The 23,189-nt window shown below is 48.1% G+C and carries 22 protein-coding genes; 3 read left to right on the top strand and 19 right to left on the bottom strand.

What is annotated here, in order from left to right:
- Positions 1–12: 12 nt before the first annotated feature.
- The 12 genes from ACESZH_RS11865 to ACESZH_RS11810 all read right to left on the bottom strand — a co-directional run bounded on the left by ACESZH_RS11865 (position 13) and on the right by ACESZH_RS11810 (position 14,222).
- Positions 13–765, bottom strand: coding sequence for a pseudouridine synthase (locus ACESZH_RS11865; protein WP_373215693.1), 753 nt, complete (start codon positions 763–765; stop codon positions 13–15).
- A gap of 15 nt (positions 766–780) precedes the next feature.
- A complete protein-coding gene (locus ACESZH_RS11860) occupies positions 781–2,937 on the bottom strand; it encodes a DUF6449 domain-containing protein (RefSeq protein ID WP_373215692.1) in 2,157 nt (718 codons plus the stop codon).
- Positions 2,915–3,814: an ABC transporter ATP-binding protein gene (locus tag ACESZH_RS11855; RefSeq protein WP_373215691.1), complete on the bottom strand. Its 900-nt coding sequence runs from the start codon at positions 3,812–3,814 to the stop codon at positions 2,915–2,917. The genes ACESZH_RS11860 and ACESZH_RS11855 overlap by 23 nt, the downstream gene beginning before the upstream one ends.
- Positions 3,811–4,182, bottom strand: coding sequence for a GntR family transcriptional regulator (locus ACESZH_RS11850; RefSeq protein ID WP_373215690.1), 372 nt, complete (start codon positions 4,180–4,182; stop codon positions 3,811–3,813). The genes ACESZH_RS11855 and ACESZH_RS11850 overlap by 4 nt, the downstream gene beginning before the upstream one ends.
- 290 nt (positions 4,183–4,472) lie before the next feature.
- Complete coding sequence (locus tag ACESZH_RS11845) at positions 4,473–7,103, bottom strand: heavy metal translocating P-type ATPase (RefSeq protein ID WP_373215688.1); 2,631 nt, start codon at positions 7,101–7,103, stop codon at positions 4,473–4,475.
- A gap of 20 nt (positions 7,104–7,123) precedes the next feature.
- Positions 7,124–7,387, bottom strand: coding sequence for a metal-sensing transcriptional repressor (locus ACESZH_RS11840; RefSeq protein WP_373215687.1), 264 nt, complete (start codon positions 7,385–7,387; stop codon positions 7,124–7,126).
- A gap of 271 nt (positions 7,388–7,658) precedes the next feature.
- Positions 7,659–8,468 carry a lysostaphin resistance A-like protein gene (locus ACESZH_RS11835; RefSeq protein ID WP_373215686.1) on the bottom strand — a complete coding sequence of 270 codons (810 nt, stop codon included), beginning with the start codon at positions 8,466–8,468 and terminating at the stop codon, positions 7,659–7,661.
- Positions 8,469–8,497: 29 nt separating this feature from the next.
- Positions 8,498–9,145: an HAD-IA family hydrolase gene (locus tag ACESZH_RS11830; protein ID WP_373215685.1), complete on the bottom strand. Its 648-nt coding sequence runs from the start codon at positions 9,143–9,145 to the stop codon at positions 8,498–8,500.
- 72 nt (positions 9,146–9,217) lie between these two features.
- The gene (locus ACESZH_RS11825) at positions 9,218–10,135 is read right to left on the bottom strand and encodes a hypothetical protein (protein ID WP_373215684.1); all 918 of its coding nucleotides are present in this window, start codon (positions 10,133–10,135) and stop codon (positions 9,218–9,220) included.
- Positions 10,041–11,363: a protein kinase gene (locus tag ACESZH_RS11820; protein ID WP_373215683.1), complete on the bottom strand. Its 1,323-nt coding sequence runs from the start codon at positions 11,361–11,363 to the stop codon at positions 10,041–10,043. Before ACESZH_RS11820 ends, ACESZH_RS11825 begins: the two co-directional genes overlap by 95 nt.
- A gap of 188 nt (positions 11,364–11,551) precedes the next feature.
- Positions 11,552–13,318 (bottom strand): arginine--tRNA ligase, encoded by a 1,767-nt coding sequence (gene argS / locus ACESZH_RS11815; RefSeq protein ID WP_373215682.1) that lies wholly within the window; start codon positions 13,316–13,318, stop codon positions 11,552–11,554.
- Between the two features lie 34 nt (positions 13,319–13,352).
- Positions 13,353–14,222, bottom strand: coding sequence for a DegV family protein (locus ACESZH_RS11810; protein ID WP_373215681.1), 870 nt, complete (start codon positions 14,220–14,222; stop codon positions 13,353–13,355).
- Positions 14,223–14,423: 201 nt separating this feature from the next.
- Between ACESZH_RS11810 and ACESZH_RS11805 the strand changes: the two genes are divergently transcribed.
- Positions 14,424–15,059: a lactate utilization protein gene (locus tag ACESZH_RS11805; RefSeq protein ID WP_373215680.1), complete on the top strand. Its 636-nt coding sequence runs from the start codon at positions 14,424–14,426 to the stop codon at positions 15,057–15,059.
- Positions 15,060–15,153: 94 nt separating this feature from the next.
- Here ACESZH_RS11805 and ptsP read toward each other — a convergent pair whose 3' ends face one another.
- The 7 genes from ptsP to ACESZH_RS11770 all read right to left on the bottom strand — a co-directional run bounded on the left by ptsP (position 15,154) and on the right by ACESZH_RS11770 (position 22,070).
- Positions 15,154–16,770, bottom strand: a complete 1,617-nt coding sequence (gene ptsP / locus ACESZH_RS11800) for a phosphoenolpyruvate--protein phosphotransferase (protein ID WP_373215679.1) — start codon at positions 16,768–16,770, stop codon at positions 15,154–15,156.
- A 20-nt stretch (positions 16,771–16,790) separates the two neighbouring features.
- Positions 16,791–17,048, bottom strand: coding sequence for an HPr family phosphocarrier protein (locus ACESZH_RS11795; protein ID WP_373215678.1), 258 nt, complete (start codon positions 17,046–17,048; stop codon positions 16,791–16,793).
- 57 nt (positions 17,049–17,105) lie between these two features.
- Positions 17,106–18,146, bottom strand: a complete 1,041-nt coding sequence (locus ACESZH_RS11790) for an ABC transporter permease (protein ID WP_373215677.1) — start codon at positions 18,144–18,146, stop codon at positions 17,106–17,108.
- Positions 18,147–18,151: 5 nt separating this feature from the next.
- Positions 18,152–19,648: a hypothetical protein gene (locus ACESZH_RS11785; RefSeq protein ID WP_373215676.1), complete on the bottom strand. Its 1,497-nt coding sequence runs from the start codon at positions 19,646–19,648 to the stop codon at positions 18,152–18,154.
- A gap of 10 nt (positions 19,649–19,658) precedes the next feature.
- Positions 19,659–20,489, bottom strand: coding sequence for a carbohydrate ABC transporter permease (locus tag ACESZH_RS11780; protein ID WP_373215716.1), 831 nt, complete (start codon positions 20,487–20,489; stop codon positions 19,659–19,661).
- Positions 20,490–20,494: 5 nt separating this feature from the next.
- Entirely contained in the window at positions 20,495–21,343 is an 849-nt protein-coding gene (locus ACESZH_RS11775; RefSeq protein ID WP_373215675.1) for a carbohydrate ABC transporter permease, read from the bottom strand.
- Between the two features lie 64 nt (positions 21,344–21,407).
- The gene (locus ACESZH_RS11770) at positions 21,408–22,070 is read right to left on the bottom strand and encodes a PBECR2 nuclease fold domain-containing protein (RefSeq protein WP_373215674.1); all 663 of its coding nucleotides are present in this window, start codon (positions 22,068–22,070) and stop codon (positions 21,408–21,410) included.
- A 46-nt stretch (positions 22,071–22,116) separates the two neighbouring features.
- Between ACESZH_RS11770 and ACESZH_RS11765 the strand changes: the two genes are divergently transcribed.
- Both ACESZH_RS11765 and ACESZH_RS11760 read left to right on the top strand, forming a co-directional pair.
- Positions 22,117–22,314 carry a hypothetical protein gene (locus tag ACESZH_RS11765; protein WP_373215673.1) on the top strand — a complete coding sequence of 66 codons (198 nt, stop codon included), beginning with the start codon at positions 22,117–22,119 and terminating at the stop codon, positions 22,312–22,314.
- 196 nt (positions 22,315–22,510) lie between these two features.
- Entirely contained in the window at positions 22,511–23,188 is a 678-nt protein-coding gene (locus ACESZH_RS11760; RefSeq protein ID WP_373215672.1) for a response regulator transcription factor, read from the top strand.
- The last annotated feature ends 1 nt before the right edge of the window (position 23,189 follow it).

Below are 23,189 nucleotides of genomic sequence, written 5' to 3'. Positions count from 1 at the left end.
TTTTGCTATCATTCAGCAGGATTTCAGCGCCTTTATCTCCTCTTCTGTCAAAGGACGGTACGCGCCCTTTTCCAGTTCCTTCGGAAGTCTCAGCGGTCCCATGGAAATGCGCTTTAAATAGGTGACTTTTTTGCCCACAGCCTCCACCATCCGTTTCACCTGATGAAATTTCCCCTCATGGATGGTAAGAAGGATTTCCGACTGCCACACCTTTTCTCCGCTGGCATCCTCTTTTTCCTTTACGGAAAGGATTTCCAGCCGGGCAGGGAGTGTCACATTTTTCTCTCCGATGTCCACGCCATGTAAAAAACGTTCTCCATCCTCCACAGTCACCCTTCCTTCCAAAAGAGCGTAATAGGTTTTATCCACATGCTTTTTCGGCGAAAGCAGCTCATGTGCCAGTGCACCGTCGTCCGTGATCAAAAGCAGCCCTTCCGTATCCTTGTCAAGTCTCCCCACCGGAAAAAGCTTTCTGCGCTTTTCCTGCGGCACAAGCTCAAGAACTGTTTTTTCCTTCGCATCCTCTGTAGCGCTCACATATCCTGCCGGTTTATGCAGCAGATAGTACACAAACTCCGGCGCCGCACCGAAAATTTCCCCATTCAGCACAACCACATCACCAATCGGGTCAACCTTCTGCTCCGGTCCTTTGGCCGCTGCTCCGTTGATCTGCACAAGCCCCTTCTGAATCAGCTTTTTAACCTCACTTCTCGTCCCGGCTCCGCCGTCTGCCAGAAACTTGTCAAGACGAACTGCTTTTCCCATTCCTTTTATTCTCCCTTATCCGTCATATGCCATACCATAAGCAACTGCGCCTATATCCGCAGTACGCTTTACCAACTCAGGCCGGGCGGCCTTCTCATCCTTTTTCATAAACTCAGGATAAGTATCTTTTTCCAGCAGCCAGTCGTCCCCAGCTTCCTTCCCGTCAAGATACAGATTTATCTCAGACCAGTCGCATACATAAGGCTTCCATGACGGGTAAAGTGCCGTTGATACCAGCGCCTTCTTGATCTCCTGAAGCTGTTCCTTATCCACATAGGTAATGGTTTCTGTTTCCTCGCCGGAATCCCCGATCCAATACCGGATTTCCACCTTATCCAGAGAAACCTCTTCTAAAGACAAAGGATACCCTGTTTCCTTCAAAATTGCAATAGTCCGTGTGAATTCGGGATATACATAAAAACCGGAACTCATATAACATGTGCTGCTATGTCCCGGAACCATAGAGGTAATGGTTGTAATCCGCGGAACACCCTCGTAGCTCAAAGCAAGCATGGCGCATGGCATCCCTGTCAGAGTAGTAGAAGACGCCTCTTTTATATCCTCCTTCAGCGCTTCTACCAGTTCAACCCGCTTACCGCTGTCGTTTTGGAACAGTACATATTCATTTCCTGTACAGAAGGTACCTGTCACTCTCTTCAGATATTTCGTGTCAATCTCCAAAGAAGAATATTTTATGGACTTCAGTGTTCCCTCCGTGTAGCAGGCCAAAAGCAGCTCCTCCACCTGCTCTGCGGTCATGTAGTAATTTCTATATATCGTTTCTCCTGACTTCAGCAAATACCCAAATGAAAACTGTGTATAATCGATCCCGTACTCATCCTCCTTATAATGCGCCTGTTTGGTAAATTCTGCAGATTCCTTTATAACCTTATAGATATCCTGGCTTATCCCGATATCATAGCCGCTTTGTCCTCCGCTCACATAGGTATTTTCGTTGATTTTGTAATACCCATTTTCTTCTGTTACATCGCTAAAATATTCTCCCAGCATTCCCAGACTGGACGACATGCTGGCAATACTGTCATATTTCGGCATATAGGAATCGTATCCCTGAAGGTCAAACTGGTAGTTTAAGGCGCACAATGCCACAACAGCACCGCACAGCAAAAGCTGCAGCTTATGCCCCAAAAATCTGCGGAAATCCATCTGGATAATGACCTCCAAAATTCCATGTACCAGGATCGTTCCCGCTATCATGCCGAAAATCCACCAGGGAACACGGGATTTTACATTCGTAGGTGTCATATAGAAAAGGATCCCGATTAAAAGTCCGCCCGGTATCACTACCAGTAAGCGCAAAACTATGGCTGTCCACGGATAAACAAGCGCTTTTCCTGTATTTTCAAAGGATCTTTTTACATAGGCAAAATAACCTGCTGTTCCCAGAACCATCGTCACTGCCAGGATCATCAGTACAGCCGGCCCGCATTTTCCATCGCTGTATCTTTCGATGGACACCATGCCCAGATTTACCGGACTTACGTAATCATACAGAAATTCTGTAAGCCCATATGACATGTGTGCATAGGTATCGAAAAAGCTCGCCTGGTAAGCTTTGATCAGCTCGCTAAGCACCGGACCGTAAAGGACCAGCCCTCCCAGACAAATTCCTCCCATAAGAAGGTTTCCTGTCAGTGAAATTACCAGCACGATCCCAAAATAGAGCATCAGATATAAAAGCAGATGTAAAAGCAGCATGATAAGTGCCAGCTTCATCAAATGCAGACTGAAGAATCCCCGCATAGCTCCAATGCAGACAGAAAGGAATTCCATTACCACATAAGGGATCAGGTAATACAGAACACTTACATATGCCTTATGCCAGAACATTGCACTTCTTTTTACAGGAAGGCAGTGATAAAAATCAACCTTTTTTGCAGAATAAAGATACCAGAACTGGCTGATACTGTTTATCGCCGCAGCAATTACCACAATCACATATCCGGTAGTCAGAAAACCATCCTTCCAGAGATTTTCATAAAGCATCCCGACCTGATCTCTCGTATACTCCATTCCAAACCAGTTTCCCAGCTTTATCAGCTCAGCCACCGGAAAAGCCATGAGAAATCCAATTGCCAAAAATACAGGGATCCAAAGTGTTCCCTTCGATGTAGTCTTTACGTATCCGCTAGAATAAATTCTGGATTTCATATCCTGCCACCTCCGTTTCACTGATAAAAATTTCCTCCAGCGTCAGAGAAATGACCTCGCAGAACAGAGGATTTTTTGACTGGATCCTCGCCATGATCTCTGTGCGCGTCCCTCTCGCTGTGATCAGCAGAAGGGACCCCTGACGCTGAAGCTTCAGGATATCTAATTCTTTTTCCAGATCCTTCTCTTTTTCTTTGTCTGTGAGAACACACTGAATCTTATGGATATGGAATTTCATATCCTCAAGATCCTTTGACAGAAGGATTCCCCCACGATGCAGAAGCCCCACATGGTCACATACGTCCTCCAGCTCCCGCAGGTTATGGGATGCGATCACAGGCGTAAACTCCCTGTTCATGATCTCTGCCGCAAACAGGCTTTTTACCGCCTGGCGCATCACTGGATCCAGTCCGTCAAAGGTTTCATCGCATAACAGATACTTTGTACCTGCGCTCACTCCGAGAATAACAAGAAGCTGCTTTTTCATTCCTTTTGAAAAGGTGCTGATCCTTCTGTTCTCGTCCAACCGAAACTGTTTCATCAGCTTGGCATAACGCTGAAGCTGAAAAGACGGATAAAAGTTCCGGTAAAAATATAATAAATCCTTTGGTGTATAATTGCCGGGAAAATAGCTGTCATCGGATATGTAGAAAAAATTGCTTTTCGCCTCTTCATTTTCATATACACGCTCACCGTCAAGCAGGATTTCTCCTGAATCCGGCTTCAAAATCCCCGCCATCATCCTCAGCAGCGTACTTTTTCCCGCACCGTTGCTTCCCAGCAGGCCGAAAACCTCCCGGTCACCAATGTCCAGCGTGACGCCATTGACAGCTCTGATATCATCAAAGGTTTTGCTGCATTCCTTTACCTCTATCATGTTGTCCCCTCCTTGTAACAATCTCTGATAATATAGATCAGTTCCTCTTCCTCAATCCCCATTTTCTTTCCCTTTTGTACCAGGGCATTCACTTCCTCCATATAGCTTTTTCTGCTGATTTCACGGATGTTTTCACTGTCAGCAATAAAGTTGCCTTTGCCCTTTACCGGATAGATCAGGCCTTCCTGCTCAAGCTGGTTATACGCTCTCTGGATGGTATTGGGGTTTATGGACAGCTCCATGGCAAGCTGCCGCACAGACGGCATCCGCACTCCCGGCGACAAAACGCCGCTTAAGATCAGATGACGGAATTTCTCTACCACCTGTTCATAAATCGGACGTCTGTCCTGATAATCTAAAACAATCATTCGATTATCCTCTCCTTTCCGTCAAATATAAATCTTCCTCGCGTGTAAGTGTATTAAGTGTTTTAATACACTTATGTTATCATACACGAGTCATTTCGACAACCCGCTGAAATATAAAAGTTTTATAAATCCGTCATATGATACAAAAAAGGCGCCTGTGTGCTCCTTTTCCTGCACACAAACGCCTTGAAAAATTAACCTGCCGCCGTTTCGTAAAACTCGGGCGACTCAGCTATTTTCTTTGCGAACCGCACCGCGGCAGCTTGCCTCACCCGGCGGCCCAACTCTTTTTACTCTACAGATACGACTTCATATCCTGCATCCGTCACAGCCTTTGCCAGAGCATCTTTATCTGCCTCGCCTGCTGCTGTGATATACGCAGCCTTGTCCTCCAGATTTACATCTGCGGTCACGCCCTCAAATGCTTCCAGCGCTTTCTTAACTGCTGCCTGGCAGTGCGGACACATCATTCCGTTAATTTTCATTGTGATCATAGTGACATCCTCCTTATTAATTCTGCTTTGTTCTATCTCATTGCTTTGAAGCACTGCTTCCTGTGTAACCTTCGAAACATTTTCTGTCCCTGCTCCCTTTGATGCCTCAAAACGCTTCAGCCGCAGAGCATTTGTCACCACAAAAATGCTGCTCATGCTCATGGCTGCCGCCCCGATCATAGGATTCAGCTTCAGCCCGAAGGCATGGTAAAACACACCTGCTGCCACCGGAATTCCCAGGGTATTGTAGAAAAATGCCCAGAACAGATTCTGCTTGATATTGCGGATCACGGCCTTGCTGAGACGTACCGCTGTCACCACATCCAACAGATCGTTTTTCATCAGCACCACATCCGCGCTTTCGATCGCCACATCCGTTCCTGCGCCGATCGCCATACCCACATCAGCTCTTGCAAGAGCCGGCGCATCATTGATCCCATCCCCGACCATGGCAACCTTTTTGCCCTGCTCCTGAAGACGTGCGATTTCTTTTTCTTTATCCTGCGGCAAGACCTCTGCGATCACAGTATCAATATCAAGCTGTCTCCTGATTGCCTCTGCCGTCCTTTTATTGTCGCCTGTCAGCATGACTACCTGGATTCCCTGCTCTTTAAGCTGCCGCACCGCTTCCCTGCTGGTAGGCTTCACCACGTCTGCCACAGACAGGATTCCCAGAATTCTCTTTTCATCAGCAAAAAGCATAGGCGTTTTGCCTTCATCCGCCAGAATATCCAGACGTTTTCCGACACTGCTCTTTATGATCTCCCCGGCGGCATTCCGGAATGAAATCTCCTGCTCTGAGACGATTCCAGCTTCCTCCATCATACGCCTGTTTCCGGCAAAATACCAGACGCCTTTAATCTTTCCTTTTACACCTCTGCCCGGCACGGATTCAAAATCTGTTACCGTTACAGGAGAAATGGAATTTTTCTTTGTATATTCCAGGATCGCCTCAGCAAGAGGATGCTCGCTCTTTTGCTCAAGACCTGCTGCAACCGCCAGGAATTCCCCAATCCCCAGGACTGTTTCCACATCTGTCACCACAGGCTTTCCCTGGGTGATGGTACCTGTCTTGTCCAGCACTACACTGTCAATATTATGGGCCATCTCAAGAGCTTCGCCGGATTTGATCAAAATGCCGTACTCCGCTCCTTTTCCTGTTCCCACCATAATCGCCACAGGAGTCGCAAGACCTAAAGCACAGGGGCAGGAGATCACGAGCACGCTGATAGCACAGGATAAAGCGAATTCAAAGGTTGCTCCCACAGCCAGCCATGCAATGGCGGTCACAAGGGCGATTCCCATAACCCCTGGTACAAATACTCCGGCAATCTTATCTGCGATTTTCGCAATCGGTGCTTTGCTGGCGCTGGCGTCCTCCACAAGCCGGATGATCTGGGAAAAGGTCGTGTCATTTCCCACACGGGTCGCCTTAAATTTGATAAATCCGGTTTTATTCATAGTAGCTGCGATCACCGTATCATTCACCTGCTTATGCACAGGAATACTCTCACCTGTGATCGCTGCCTCATCCACGCTGGTACTTCCCTCCACAATAAATCCGTCTACCGGAATGCTGCTTCCCGGACGAGCCACCACAATATCCCCAACCTGCACCTGCTCCACCGGAACCTCGCTCTCCGTACCGCCCCGTTCCACCACAGCGGTCTTTGGTGCAAGATCCAGAAGCTTGGTAATCGCCTCGCTGGTCTTTCCTTTTGAGCGTGTTTCCAGATACTTGCCCACTGTGATCAGTGCAAGGATCATGGCTGCGGACTCAAAATACAAATCATGATAATACCGATGCACCAGCTCCATGTTTCCCTGCCCCAGGCCGTAGCTCATACGGTAGATGGCAAAAATGCCGTACACCAGGGACGCGGTAGAGCCAATGGCGATCAGGCTGTCCATATTCGGTGCCAGATGAAACAGGGTCTGATAGCCTTTGATATAGTATTTTCTGTTTACAAATATAATGGGAATACACAGCAGAAACTGTGTAAAGGCAAAGCTGACTGCATTTTCCATACCATCCAGAAAAGAAGGAAGAGGCAGCCCCACCATGTGTCCCATGGTCACATACATCAGCGGCACCAGAAAAACAAAGGATACGATCAGACGCATCTTCATGTTTTTCATCTGCTCCTCCACAGGATTCTTTTTGGGAGAATCTGTCTGGACAGCCGCTCCCGCTGCTGCGCCTCCGCCATACTCTGTCTGGGGGCTCGCGCCGTATCCGGCTTTTACCACAGCATTTATGATCTGCTCTTCGCTCAGAATACCCTCGTCATATTCCACTTGCATACTGTTTGTCAGAAGGTTTACACTCACCTTCTCTGTTCCCTCAAGCTTTGAAACACATTTCTCCACCCTGGAGGAGCAGGCGGAACAGGTCATCCCTGTCACGTCAAACTTTTCTTTCCTCATGTTATCCTCCTTATGCCGTATTATTTCATAATTTTTCCCAGCATGGAAACAAGCTCATCGATCTTCTGCTCTCTTTCCTGCTCTGTCTCTGCCTGTGCCACGCAGTTCTTCAGATGCGCTGTCAGGATCTCCTTATTAACTTTATTTAAAATGGCCTCGGTAGCCATAAGCTGCTGCGAAACATCAATACAGTAGCGGTCTTCCTCCACCATTCGCAAGATTCCATCTATCTGTCCCCTTGCCGTCTTTAAAAGACGGGCAATTTTCTGTTTTTCTGCCTGCATTCCGTTCCTCCTCTCAAGATTTTGCCCTGTTATGCGCAAAGCATACGCCGTATAGCCAGCGCTTGCATTTCGCGCTTATACACCCCACCGGGGTATGGTGTAATCATATAATAAAAAAACTGTTCTGTCAAGACTCTTTCATCTGACAAAACAGCTTTCTTTTCTCAGTCAAATACCCCTCAGTTCCCCTGCTGGGTATTTGACCCTCGCAGCATTCGCCAAATGCGTGTGCAAGCACCCGCGCTTGGCTCATTGCTCGCGGTAATAACTGCTAAACGCTACGCTTTCTCCCCCTCTTTTCATAATCTCTGCGGCAGATCACAATGCCCGCAAAGGCCAGAAGAGTTCCTGACATAAAAATTGCCATAAAAATCCCATATGCACCCTTTTCTATTACAACCGGAAGGTATTCACCCAATAAAAGGCTGGCGATGTTTGCCCCCATGTGAAGAAGCGCACTGGAAGCAATCCTTCCTCTCCATTCCATGAGCATTGCAAAAGCCGCCCCCAGAATCAGTGCATAAACACCCTGGATCAGATTCATATGAAAAATTCCGAAAAGCAATCCGGAGAGCACGGCTGCCCCGGCGATCTGCATATGATCCCTGAGCCGCAGATAGATCAGCCATCTGAAAATCGCCTCCTCCGCCAGAGGTGCCAGAATGCCTATCCAAAAAATCATCACAAGCATGCTTTTCCCATCCATGATGGCGTTCATTGCCTCCTGATAGACAGCGGATGAGTCTGTAAGCTGCTTCAGAGGACTTACGATCAGATTTCCGTATATTCCCAGAAACGCTCCCATAATGAGAAACATTCCGTATTCCAAAACGGACAGCGGCTTTGCCTTTTTTTCCGGCACGATTCCGCCAGCTGCTCTGGCAGCACTGTCTTTTTTATAAAAATACATAGCGGGAATCAAAGCGAAAAGTCCCGTGATCCCTGTAAGCATCATGGCATACTGATTATAGGCCGTTCTCTCCAAACCTGCCCTGTCAACCAGAAAATATCTGCCCGCATAGGCGACGGCCTGCGAGATCAAAAAATGGATTCCAATCGGATAAAGCGCCCGCCATACCAACGCCCCCTTTCTCCGCTTTCTTAAGGGGCTTACGCGAAAAAATCCAACAATTCCTCCGGGGATCCTACGATCTTAAGCGGCTGCGCATTTGTAAGCTCTTCCATGGTACCGTAGCCATAGGAAACAGACACGCATTCCAAGCCCGCCTTTCTTGCGCCGAAAACATCGTGCTCCTTATCCCCTACCATCACAACCTGCTCCCGGTGATCCTCCAGTCCAAGCTGCTTCAAAGCCTCTTCCACTACTTCCGCTTTGTTTGTCCTGGCACCGCTTAACTCACTTCCCACAATTACATCGAAATACTCTCTGATTCTGAAATGATCCAGCACGATCAATACAAAATGCTCCGGCTTTGAGGATGCCACTCCCAGTCTGTAGCCTCTTGCCTTTAGCCCCTCAAGCATCTCGCGGATTCCATCGTAAAGACTGTTTTCGTAAACACCAACGGGTGTATATCTTTCCCGGTAATATGCCACAGCCTGCCGCGCGGTCTCTTCGTCTATCCCGGCATACTCCATGAATTCTTTATGAAGGGGAGGCCCCACAAATACCCGAAGCTTATCCAGATCCGGCTCCGGCTTCCCGATTTTTTCCAGGGCATATTGTACGGATTTCATAATTCCTTCTCCGGAATCAGTGAGTGTTCCATCCAGGTCAAACAAAATTGCGTGATACATTTCAGATTCCTCCCTTTTCAGATCTTTTTTTAGAAATGTTCTTATTATAGCATCTATTATTTGTGGAGTCTATCAAAATATCCAGGCAGGCATTTCCGTCACGTATGCTCCGTCCAGGGCGGCAAGCAGTTCGATTTTATTATTCCCTTTCTTTATTTTACTTTCCAGCACGATCCGGTTTCCTTCCCAGTGCCATGGGCACTCTTTCCCATTCAGGCGCAGGGAGAGAACCGACAAAACGCATTCCGATCTTATTTCTATTTGCAGAATCTCTCCTTCCGCAATGTTCTTTTTGTGGTGAAAATCCACTTTATAATTCTTCGCCTCTTTTCTTCCTTCTAAAATGTTATGATTGTTATAATATAAAAAGCTTTTTAGCTTATCCTCCTCTAATTCTTGTGTGTTTTCCGGTGTGATCGCAGGCGACGGGGTCGGAACAGGTGTCGCAGACAGCACTGGCTTTGGCGTAGGAGACAGAGCAAGCTCCGGCGTAGGTGTGCACATAGATGGCTGCGGTACTTCATGCCTTTCCAAAGCCCCTTGACTTTCCGGATCTGCCGTTGCGGAAGTTTTCTCCTTTTTTAACACGTCACCGCTTCCCACGACATTTTCCACTGTATTTTCAACGGCATTTTCCACTGACTCTTTCCAAACTGTATCCTCGCCTTCTTCGTAATTTGCGTAACCGTCATAATCATCACTGTAATCTTCACTCCAGCCCCCATAATCCGCTTCCATATTCCCCCACGCCTCCGTCACACCTCCTATATCCGCGGTCTCCTCTTCCCGCACGTAAGAATCCTCCTGTCCCGTTCCCTGCTCCCCGCCGGAATTCTCCCACCATACCTCATCCCCGGCGTCCCCCGGCGATACATCTATGTCAAATCCGCCCATCTCACCTGCCAGAAGTATCCCCGTCCGCCCCGCCAGCAGCATCGCTGCCAGCATCATGACTGCCAGACAGCCTTTCTTCTTTATTAATCTCCTCATCTATTTTCTCCTTCCACATAGAAAGCGCTTTTCCGCTCCCATTCTCCAGCAGCCCTTCCTTTTCCAGCTTTTCATAATCTTCCCGCAGCCTAATGCTTGCTTCCCTCTGCCCGGTACGCCACAGAAACATTCCGTATTCCCCGTAGCCTTCCCGGTATTCCGGATCATAGAGAAGAAGCTGCTCATAGTAGAACGCCGCCCGCTCCCATTTTTCCTGCAGTTCCCCGTTGACCGCCAGTAGAAGCAGCAGCCTCCTTTGCTCCTTCTGATCCGTATATTCCTTCAGGAGTTTCTGAAGCTCTTTCTCTGCCTCCTTGCAGATTTCCGCCGCTTCCTCCTTTTCGCCGGATAAAAATTCCGGCTGCCGATACAAGCCTGTGACCTCCTCCAAGGCCTGAAAAAAATCCGGTTTTCTGTTCACGCTTATATAAGACGCCCCTGCTGTGCAAAGAAACAATGCAGTTACGAAAGCCGCCATTACCGTTCTCCTTCCTTTGCCAAGCCTTTGCCTGATTCTGAGAAGCGCCCTTCCCGCTTCCTCCATATCTCCATAGCGGGCTTTTTCTGACCTCCGGCAGCATTTTTTTACAAAATACAGAAGTCCCGGTGCCTGCAAAAGCACACCATACCATCTGTTTCCCGCTAGTGCCCTGATTGTCTTACCCAGAGCATATACATCGCTTTTTTCGCACATTTTTCCTTCAAACTGCTCCGGCGCTGCAAAGCCCTTTGTTCCCTGGCAGATTCTCTGCTCCCTGCTGTATCCCGGCACTGCGCTGCCGAAATCCACCAGATAAAGCTTTCCTGTATGGTCAAGCATCAGATTAGCAGGCTTTAAATCTCCGTAATAGACAGGCGGCTTTCTGGTGTGAAGATAATGCAGCACCTGGGAGATATGCAATCCCAGTTCCAAAAGCTCCTTTGCCGAAAAATGCTTTCCTTCCTCCAGCAAAGCCTGCAGGGATTTTCCCCGGATATATTCCATCACCAGGTAACAGGCTTCCCCCTGTTCCGCAAAGTCAACCATCCTTGGTATAGCAGGATGTTCCAAAAGCCTTAGAAGCTTTGCCTCTTTTTTCCGGGAAATGGGAATTTCCTTCACAGCCCAGTATCCTCCCAGCTCAATATCCCTTGCAAGATAAAGCCTTCCCTCACTGCCGGAACCAACCTGTTCTACAATACAGTACCGTCCCTTTAAGATCATTCCTGTAAGGTCAATCGTAATCACCTCTTTCCAGTATTCTATTTTTGTTGCTCATAAGCTTTTTTGAAAATAGCCAGAGATTACCGGCTCTCAGATTTTCAGACAGATTTACAGATATAATGATTATAGCACAATATGTTCTTCTTGAAAAGACTAAATTGCAAATTGGCATACAGCAGACTATCCGCCGTATGCCAACCTGTAAACAGTAATTACATCTTATCCGGAGCAGAGAAGCCAAGCAGGTCAATGCTTGTTTCCAGAACCTTTTTGGTCAGAAGCAGAAGCTGGATAAAGGACTGCTTCTGCGCCTCGTTTTCCTCACTCAGGATTTTTGTTTCGTGATAGAAGCTGTTGAAAGCATTGGAAACCTCATAAATATATGCACAGATCTTATGAGGCGCTTTTTCCTCAAATGCGCTCTCCACAGTGGAACCAAAGCCTGTAAGCTGCAGCATCAGGTTCTTTTCGCTGCTGTTTGCTGCTGCCAGGATCTCCCCTGCCGCTAAATCGCCGCCAGCCTCCACGTAACGGTTAAGAATGGACTTGATCCTAACAATAGTATATAAAATGTATGGACCTGTATTTCCCTCAAAGGAGGTGAAGCGGTCAACGTCAAACACATAATCCTTAGTCGCCTGATTGGACAGATCGCCGTATTTGATAGCAGAAAGCCCTACGATCTTTGCCGTTTCCCCTGCATCCTTGTCCTTCACGCTGCGGTTTTCCACAATTTTGCGGAACATCTCCTCATCAATATCTGCGATGAGGTTTTCCAGACGCATTACACCGCCCTCTCTTGTCTTAAAGGGCTTGCCGTCCTTGCCGTTCATGGTTCCAAAACCAAGGAAGGAAAGCTTTGTGTCCTCTTTAACAAGACCGGTCTTTCTTGCGCAGCGGAATACCTGAATAAAATGCAGCTCCTGACGCTTATCCACCACATAAAGAATCTCATCCGGGTTAAAGAGCTTCATACGCTCCACTATGGTAGCAAGATCCGTGGTGGTATAAAGGGAAGCTCCGTCCGATTTCAGAAGCATACAGGGCGGAATCTCCTTGGTATCGCTCTCCTCCTTTACATCTACCACGAGGGCACCCTGATCTTCATAGGCAAAGCCCTGCTCTTTCATCTTTTCTACCATCTCCGGAATATACGGCTGTGCATCCGATTCCTTTTTCCACAGATCAAATTCAACATTTAAGTTCGCATAATTTCTCTTAAGGTCCGTAACGGAAACATTCATGATATGATTCCACAATGCCATGTATCCGGGCTTTCCCTGCTGCAGCAAATGTGTGGCCTCAAGCGCCTCGCTCCTGTATGCCTCATCTTCCTTGGATTTCGCACTGGCGCTTGGATAAATCTCCTCAAGCTCCCCGATGGTAAAGGGTGCTTCCTCCGGATATTCTCCTGCATAGCTGTCGTCAAAATAAACAAGCTCCGGCTGTCTGTGCTTCAGCTCTGTGATGATCAGACCCATCTGAAGGCCCCAGTCGCCCAGATGCACATCTCCGATCACCTTATGACCCACATAGCGACCGATCCGCTTAATGCTTTCTCCGATAATCGCAGAACGCAGATGTCCCACATGGAGAGGCTTCGCCACATTGGGTCCGCCGTAATCAATGATAATGGTCTGCGGTTTTTCGGCAGCATTGACGGAAAGCTTCTCATCCTCTCCCATTTCCTTGAGATACTGCGCCAGATACTCCTCGCTGACCTTCAGGTTGATAAAGCCAGGCTTAACCACCTCCACCATGGAAAAGATCCTGCTGTCCTTTAAATTTGCCGCAACATCATCCGCGATCATAAACGGTGCTTTTTTATATGCCTTGGCACCTGCCATGGCTCCGTTGCACTGATATTCACATAAATCAGGACGGTTGGAAACGCTCACCCTTCCGTAAGCAGGGTCGTAACCTGCCTTTTCAAATGCGGCAGAAAGCTCTTCTGCCATAAGTTCAATAAGTTTTTTCATGATCCTCTGACTCCTTATGTTTACTTGATATCCCTTACACAGTGATTTTTTTCGCACAGGCAATCGCCAGTGAACCGTGCCCGATGTGACATGCCACGCTTAAGGAAAGCGGATCCATATGGATCTCCATGCCAGGGAACGCCTGGGCAATCTCCTCTTTCCAATCCATAGCTTCCTCCAGGTTACCGGTATAGGCAGCCTCCAGACACATTTCTCCCTTATCCACATACTGGGCGAACCTTGTCTCAAAGTCAGCCTTCATAGCCTTTATCATAGTGCGGCGGGCCTGCTTTTTCCCCCTTACTTTTGCATAGGAATCCAGCTTTTCCCCCTGGATCTGCAAAACAGGCTTCAAATTCAGCACCGTGCCGATGGCCGCTGCAGCGGGGGTGATCCTTCCGCCTTTTTTCAGATATTTCAAAGTTTCCAATGTGATATAGATACTTGACTGGAATTTTTCAGCCTCGAGAATCTGTTTGATCCGGGCTCCGTCCTTTCCTGCCTCCCGAAGGGCAATAGCATCCAGAACGGACTGGCGCTGGGTAACGGAGATGCGCTGGTTGTCCACCACATGCACCCTGCCTTCATAGTCCTGTGCCAATCCTAACGCAGTGGAGCAGGTGGCGCTTAAGCCGCTGGACATGGGAATTTCCACGATCTCATCATACTCCTTTAAAAGCTGGTCCCAGAGGCCGCAGGTTTCCGCAGGGCTGGGCTGTGAGGTAGAAATCGGTTCATCATTTTTCAGACGCTCGTAAAATTCCTCCTGGGAAAGGGTTACCCCTTCCAGGTACATTTTTTCATTAATATAAAAAGGCATGGGGATAACAGAAATGCCGAGCTGCCGTCCCTCATCCTGCGTTATGCCGCTGTTACTATCTGTGACAATGGCAATTCTACTCATTCTGATTTCTCCTTATCTGTTTTTTGCATATGACTATTATAATACCCCGGGCAGGGTCTGGCAAACCTTTTAGACAATTTTTTTCATATTTATAATTCCCTTCAATTATGATATGATAAGAGCATATCGGTAACTGTGCCAGAGCCGCCAAAATCCCATTTCACGGCACGCGCATAATCTAAAAAGAAAGGGGCATATATCATGTCATACATATCTGAAAGCCGCCGCAAAACAGCGGAAAGCCTGAAGAAAAAATTTGAAAAAAGAAACATGGAAGCTTTTTACTGCGAGACAAAGGAGGAGGCAAAGGCGCTGGTCCTTTCCATGATCCCGGAAGGCTCCTCCGTCACCTGGGGAGGCACGGAGTCAATGGTCCAGGCAGGTGTCTGCGATGCGGTAAAAACGGGAAATTACGAATTTATCGACCGCTCCAGTGCCAAAACGCCGGAGGAGGCACGGGCACTGTATGGGAAGATCGTCTGTGCAGATTATTTTCTCACCAGCACAAACGCATTCACCAAAGAAGGTGAGCTGGTAAATGTGGACGGCGCAAGCAACCGTGTAGCCTGCATTGCCCACGGTCCTGAGCATGTGATTGTCCTGGCAAGCATGGATAAGCTGTGCGGTACCGTGGATGAGGCATACAGCCGCATCCGCACCATGGCATGTCCGCCTAATGCAATGCGGGTAAAAGCAGATACCCCCTGCGCAAAAACAGGCGTCTGTGCGGACTGCCTCAGCCCTTCCTGTATCTGCTGCCAGATCCTTGTCACCCGTTTTTCCCGCAAACCGGGCCGCATTAAGGTCGTACTCTGTGGAGAAAAGCTGGGCTTTTAACACCCTTCGGATGTTTCATAAAAATACCGCCGGACCAACGCCGACGGTATTTTTTTCATGCTGTAAGTGTCCGCCAAGGCGTACACTTTTTTGATCAATCCATATCACGAATCACTTTACGTACCGGAAGTACAAATGTTGGGGAAACGGAAAGCTCATCCAGTCCCATTTCCACAAAACGCTCGGTCAGGGTGGTGTCAGCTCCAAGCTCACCGCAGATACCTGCCCAGATTCCCTCTTTATGCGCATTATCCACAACCATCTTGATCATGCGGAGCACTGCCTCATGATGGGAATCATAGATATTGTCAAGCTTTGCATTCTGACGGTCGATCGCCAGCGTATACTGGGTCAGATCATTTGTACCGATGCTGAAGAAATCAACCTCTTTCGCAAGAAGGTCACTGATCATAACAGCAGCCGGAGTCTCGATCATAACACCCTGCTCCACATCATCGCGGAACGGAACGCCCTGCTCTGTCAGCTCCTTCTTTACCTCAGCCACGATCTCCTTGATCTGTCTTACCTCATTTACGGAAATGATCATTGGGTACATAATGGAAATGCTTCCAAACATACTTGCACGGAACAGCGCGCGGAGCTGTGTCTTAAATACCTCCGGGCGGTCCAGGCAGATACGGATCGCACGGTATCCCATAGCCGGATTCTCCTCGTGTGCCATCTGGAAATAATCGATCTGCTTGTCAGCGCCGATATCCAGGGTACGGATGATGACCTTTTTGCCAGCCATGTTCTGTGCTACTGTCTTATAGATCTGGAACTGCTCTTCCTCTGTAGGATAATCCTCTTTTTCCAGATAAATAAATTCACTTCTGAAAAGTCCGATACCTTCCGCATCGTTTGCCAGAACGTTTGCTACGTCTCCGGTGCTTCCGATATTTGCGTAAAGGTGAAGGGAACGTCCGCTCTTTGTCTCAGTGGGCTTACCCTTTAATTCCTTCAGCATTGCACGCTGGCGAAGCTCTTCCTCTTTCATTTCACGGTAGGTGCTCAGGGTCTCCTCATCCGGCTCAATGATCAGCTTGCCTGCCTTTCCGTCAACGATCGCCATCACGCCGTTTACATCATCGTCATACTCAATGTTAATGAGTGCCGGGATGTTCATGGTTCTGGCAAGGATCGCTGTATGGGAGTTCGAGGAACCCTTTCTTGTGACAAATGCCAGCACCTTGCTCTTATCCATCTGAACGGTCTCACTTGGAGCCAGATCCTCTGCTGCCACGATAACCGGCTCGTCGGATTCCAATCCGCCGTCTCCACAGCCGGACAAAACGCGCACAAGACGGTCTGAAATATCTTTTATATCGGCAGCTCTTGCTCTCATATAATCGTCATCCATCTGGGCAAACATGGATGAGAAATTGTCGCCTGTGGTGGCAACTGCATACTCTGCATTTACATTTTCAGTACGGATAATGTTATATATGGAATCCAGATAATCATCGTCATCCAGCATCATCTGATGTACTTCAAAAATAGCAGCTCCTGCTTCTCCGACTTCCTGAACTGCTTTGTCGTAAAGAGCACCAAGCTGTGCCACTGCCTTTTCCTTCGCCTCGTTCACACGGGCGATCTCACTCTCCGAATCCTCTACGTGAATTCGCTTTACGCTGGCATCTGCCTTCTGATAAATGGAAACTTTTCCGATTGCAATTCCTGAAAAAACGGATTTACCTTCCAATACTCTCATACGTTCATTTCTCCTTGATTTCATAAATTATTCTCAAAGAAAGCTTTCATAACTTCAGCATCAGCTTCTTCGGTATCACCCTCTACGTTTACCACAATCTCGTCATTCTCTTTTACTGCAAGTGCCATCACATTGAAAACCTTCCTTGCATCACCGCTCTTTGCCCCTTTGCAGATGGTAATTTTGCTGTTCAGTTTCGCTGCCTCTCTTACCAGAAGTCCTGCTGGCCGCGCATGAATGCCAAGCTTATCTTTGATAACATAATGAAATGATACCATATTCACTGCCTCCTGTGCTGAATTTCCCTAAGATAAGCATTATTATAACATACTTCTTTATGTTTCTACCATACTTTTTTCATTTTTCCCTTCCTTTTTGAAACGAGACTGTACCAGTAATCCTCTAATATAGAAAACCAGCGCAAATATCCCACAGAACAGGCTTTCCGCAGCCTTCCGGATCTGTTCTGTCTGCGGCACTGTCTTTGGCAGCATCAGGTACAGGCCAAGATTTTCACGCTCCTTTGCGATCTTTTCAGGCCAGAATCCAAAATTTGACCATTTATCCGGCAGCCAGTCACTGGAAATGCTGAAATTCTTGTAAATAAAAAACAACAGTGCTCCGGCTGCCAGGACAGATATCCCCAGCCACAGCCAGTATTCCCTTGTATGTTCCCCTGCCGCTTTCCGTCTGTCCCCGACAGCTTTAAAAAAAGCCGCCGCCAGCCCCGCGGGAAAAAGAAGCAGGGCTGCCCCTGCCAGGGCAGCAAGCCACCCATCATCCACCAACGAACCACTTAAGCCATAGCTCATAAGGAAACGGCTGCCTGCGTTCTGCAGGGTCTCCCCCTTTCGGGGTCTGACAAAAACGCGGGTATACATGACTTCTTTATCCGTAGGATGTATCAGCATGATCCGCTGGCTCCAGGGCACGATGCGGCGTATCTCATAGTCATTTTCCCCCAAAGTCACCGTACTGCCTGTACAGTTATCACTTCCGAAAAGCTCCAACGCCGTTTCACGGTCTATGATGCACCCTGTCCTGTCCTCCTGCGCCAGCGCGCCTCCTCTCCAGTTATACAGGGAGGCATCCCCTGTCAGACCTGCTACAAGAACCTTGCTGCTCCGTCCATAGTTTTCGTTTTTCACACTCTGCAAGCCTCCGTCCCAATAAAAGCAGACATCCACAGAATCTTCCCCTGCCTGGCAGTCCTCCAGAATATCCTCCGCTGCAGTGCGGCTGGGATAGGACGCCGAGAGATAAATAACTGCCGCCCCTGTCTTTTCCATGGAAAAGCAGGACCTTACGCCAAAGTAATAGCAGAGGACCGCTGCCAGTACAAAACAGATCCTGGCAATCCCGGCCCGCTGCCTCATCCCTCTCACGACTCCTGCAGCCGGACCCGGCTGCCATCTGATATTTCCCTGTCAGCGTCTACAATGATCTTCTGGTCACTTGAAAGACTGCCGCTTTCCAATGCTGCCAGAGACTGGTTTTTGTCCTTCACTAAAACCTCAGCCCGGCGCGCCACCAATACCTCTCCCAGCACGGAATTTTGGCTGTCGATCACATACACATAGGCAGAACCATTTTCTTCATGAAGGGCTGACAGTGGAATACAGGTGTTAAAGGGCCCTGCATCCTTTGAAATGACAAATTCCGCAGTTTCACCTATAGAAAGCGAACTGTCGGGGAGCTGTATGGAGATCACTCTTGCATCCGGGTCTGTTTCATCCTCCCGAACAGATTCCACAGACGCCCCCTGGATATCCTTTCCACTGCTTCCTTTCAGAATCACGGCAGCTCCTATCTCCACATATTTCAGATCATCTTCATAAATGGTTCCGTTCATGCGCAGATTCCCCTCCGTAAGATAGAGCACCGCTGCCGCTGACTCTGCTGTGATGCTTCCGGTTGCCGCTGCCAGGGATTTTACAACGCCGTCTGCCGTTGCCTTTACGTTTCCCTCGTCAGCAAGAAGCTGATTCAGCTTTTCCAGATCCTCCTGGCTGTTTGCCAATTGCCGTTCCACATTTTCCAACGTACTGTCCGAAGCCTCCGGAAGGCTGGCATCCTCAACGGTTTTTCCTGCTGCTGCAAGCTCCTGGTTCTGCCCTGCAATAGCAGAATTCAGCGCCTCCTGCTTTGCGCGCAGGTCATCTGTCAAGGCCTGTTCCTGCGCTGCATAATCCATGCTGCTTTCGCTGCCTTCGTTTTCTGTTTTGCCAGTCTCCTCCGTGTAATCCTGGAAACCATTTTCAGGATCCGTGCTCTCATTGCTGTCACCTGTGTTGTCCGTAAAGCCTCCTGCACCGTCTGTAAAACCTTCTGCTTCATCTGCAAGCGACTGTCTCTGTGCAAGCTCGCGGTCCCGGTAAAAATCCTCCAGCCTCTGCTGCGCCACCTGCACCTCCAGCCTGGCGTTATCTACAGAAATATTGCTGCCCTGCGCCGATATGTTATAGGAACGCCTTGCCCAATCCTGGTCAGCAGCTCTTTTCCGGCTGTTTACTTTTTCTAAGCTTTTCAGGTCCTTGATCCTTAGATTCAATTCCTCGATCTCATCGTTTTTGTCCTTCAAAGCTTCCTGGATACTATCCAGGGACAGCTTCAGCATCACATCGCCTTTTTTTACAGACTGTCCTTCCTGGACCAGAACCTGCTCCACCTTCAGATTTTCCTGGGCAAACACGGCCTGCTCCCGGATTCCCACCACCTTTCCGGTTCCGGTGACCTTATGGGTCACCATCTGGTTCTGGATCAGTTTCACCTGAACCTGCGCCACATTTACAGAATCTGCCGCTCTGGAAAGCACGGTAAAAACCATCATCACTGCAAAAAATATTCCAAACCACTTCATTATTTTCTTCTGTCTCATGTTATCACCTTTACTCCTTCAGCGCTGAAGCGATAATTCCCTGTTCCAGATAATCCTGTCCTGCCATAAAAACAAGAAGTGCAGGAAGCAGCACCACCACCGATGCGGCAAACGCAACCCCTGCTTTTTCCATTGTAATGTTGGGCAGATACAAGGAAAGAGGCCACAGCTCCTTTGTTTTCAAAAAAGCCATGGGCTGCTCGATCATATTCCAATATTCCAGAAACCCCAGCACCATGGCGGAAATGACGCCGGGAGAGCCTAAGGGGAGGGCTATTTCAAAAAACAGCCGCAGCTCTCCCGCTCCGTCAAGTCGCGCTGCTTCCAGAAGCGCATCGGGAATGCCTTCGAAAAAGCGGTACATGATAAATACGGGGAATGTAGAAAAGACCGCCGGGAGGATGATCCCCAACAGCGTATCCAGAAGCCTTAATTTATCCAAAACCAGGTAATTGCTCAGCATCATCACCTGAAAGGGCATCATCATCATGGCTATATAAACGGTAAACAACAGCTTTTTTCCGGGAAACTTAAATTTCGCAAAGCCCCATGCTGACGGCACTCCCACCAGAAGCTGCCCTGCCAGGATCCCTCCCGTGATCTTTGCGGAATTCCAAAACATGACAAAGAACTCCGGAGAATCCAAAAGGACCTCTACATAGGAACGGAGTGTGGGATAGCCGGGAAGCAGCTTCCAGGAGGCGTACCCCTTTGCGCTGCTGTCCATCACAGGCAATAAAAGCTCCTTCAGCTCAACCTTCCCCATAAAAGAGCCTGCTGCCAGAAATACGATGGGAAATACGGCCACCGATGCCAAACTTCCCAGGAGGAACGTCAGCATTTTTTTCACACCTTTTCCTCCTTCGCCCAGGCTCTTTGCAGCCCCAATATCAGCACCAGGATCAGCCCTCCGGTCACCACTGCCGCCGCTGACATTTTATCCAGCGCCAGGTCCCTGTACCAGTTATTAAAAAGATGCTGCAACAGATACATTTTTTCCTGTGGATAATCTCCTGCCACCAGGTACGCCTCACGGAATACCTTAAAGCCGTTCAGAAGTGAGAGTACCACAATGGTAAACAGTGACGGCATCAGATTGGGCAGCGTGATCCTGGTAAAGCATTTCCATTCTCCTGCCCCGTCTACCCGTGCCGCTTCATACAGCGCGTCCGGAATGGCGGTCAGCCCTGCCACCCACAGCACGATATCGTATCCTAAATTTCTCCAGAGATAGCTCACAACCAGCACATAGAAGGAAGCGCCTGTATTCATCCAGTCCACTGTTGGAATTGACAGAACATCCAGAAGATGGTTCAGAAGTCCGTGACCGTGAAATAAAAGCCGCCACAGAAGCACCACCGACGCCACAGGAATCGCCATAGGCAAAAGAAACATGGTCTTGATTCCCTGCATATATTTTTTCTGCCTGGTGAGCAAAACCGCAATAGTCAGTGACAACAGCACCAGTATTGGAATACATACGGCGAAAAAGCGCAGGGTATTTGCCCCTGCCAGCCGGAATGCCTGATTTTCAAATATGGTTTTATAATTTTTGATTCCTGTAAATTCTTCGCTTACAGCACTGTAAAAGGAACGCCGGATCACATCTCCATACGGAACCAGCCAAAATACCAGAACTCCCGCAAAGCTTGGAAGAATAAACAGAAGCCCTTTATAGCTATTGTGCTTTTTCATGATGCCTTGTGCCTCTTTTCGTTGAGTATGCACACAGAATAGCATGGGAATCTCTAAGTTATCTCTAAACGACCTTTAAATGGACACAAAAATACCACCGGACATTACTGACTGGTGGTATTGGTAATCTATATTTGCTAAACCAGATAATCATTTGGCAGGCGCACGCTTCTCCTGCATCTCTCGGGTTTCCCCTGTCTGTACCATCGGCGTGTGGACCGTGCGAAATTTTCCACCTCAAATAATTATCTGGGTAAAGCCTTAATATTAACAGTCGCTTCCATTCTTTCTCATCTATCTTCATAAAGGTAATGATGGAATTTTTATACTCAGGATTATCGTTTGAAGTCACCAAACGCAAAACAGTTTTAAACACTTCATTTTCATCTCGTATCTCTTTCAATATAAGAGCCGTGTTAGGCTTCTTGGTCTCAATAATAAAATCTGGTTCCTTTACAATTTCCTCAAAATGAGAAGCAAAGCGCTCATAGTCATTGGGATGTCTCTGTTGAATGTGCCTGATTTGCACATCCGTAATGATCACCTCATCTGTTACGATATCTTCTGTTATGCACTTATAAATATCCCTGTTAATTATTCCAACTGTATGCACACCATCTACCTCTTCCGTGCTTGCTGGTTTTATTATACCAGAGCAGGAATCTTTTACAACAAACTTTTCTATTTTCTTTAGCCGTCTATACTGACTTTCTTCTAAACAGGCCACACTTTTTTCTTTTCCGCATATCCTAAATAAAAAAGGAGAATTTCCTATGCCTGACGATTTTGACCAATTATTCCAGGACCGCCGCAGACGTGGTTGTCCGCCTTGTCCGCCATGCCGTTGTGACCGCCGTGATGACAGACGTGACGACCGTCGCGATGACCGCCGTGATGACAGGCGTGATGACAGGCGTGACGACAGACGCGATGACAGACATGAGCGCAATGATAACCGGCCTTGGAGATAATATAGATCGGAGCTGCTTCGGCAGCTCCTTTTAGAAGCTTTTGACATGCGTTGGCGGCATTGGAGCGGCAGACAGATTTAAGGCTGTATAATATATTTCGATTATTTAGAGATATTTTAGAGAAAAATATGCTATGATAGGAACACTGAGCAAATCCGGGCTATACCGGGAATGAATTTTTAAATCGAGGTTAAATATGCGAATTTTAGTTATTGAAGATGATATAGAGCTGGCGGAGGCCATGAAATTCCGTCTGGAAAAAGAAGATTTTGTGGTGGATGTGTGCCATGACGGGGAAGAGGGACTTTATTATATGCAGGAAAACATGCACGATCTTGTAATTCTGGACAGAATGCTTCCGTCTCTGGACGGTGTGAGCGTGCTAAAGGCAGCCAGAAAATCCCACATTTCCACACCTGTGATCTTTCTCACAGCATTAGGGGAATTAAATGACAAGGTTACCGGACTGGAATGCGGTGCCGATGATTATATGGTCAAGCCCTTTGCTTTTGAAGAGCTTCTTGCAAGGATCCACTGCATCATGAGACGCCCCGGAAAATGGGATGACTCTGACCTGCTGAAGCTGGGTGACATTTCCTTTGACCCGGAAACCAACCGGCTTTTCAAGGATTCCAAAGAATGCACCCTTTCCAAACGAGAGGGCGCTCTTCTGGAAGTATTTCTCCGCAACCCGGGCCAGACCCTCACCCGGACTGTGCTTCTCTCCCGGGTATGGGGGTTGGATTCCGATGTGGAGGAGGGAAATCTTGATAATTATATTCACTTTTTGCGCCGCCGGCTAAAAGCTGTAAACAGCACTCTTTCCCTAAAGACCATCCGCGGCATCGGCTACCAGATGGAGGTCTTTATATAAG

Source organism: Ruminococcus sp. 5_1_39BFAA (genome assembly GCF_964240875.1).
In the GTDB taxonomy this organism is placed as follows: Bacteria; Bacillota; Clostridia; order Lachnospirales; family Lachnospiraceae; genus Blautia_A.
The sequence above is the reverse complement of the archived record's forward strand: the minus strand, read 5'-3'. Positions and strand labels throughout refer to the sequence as shown.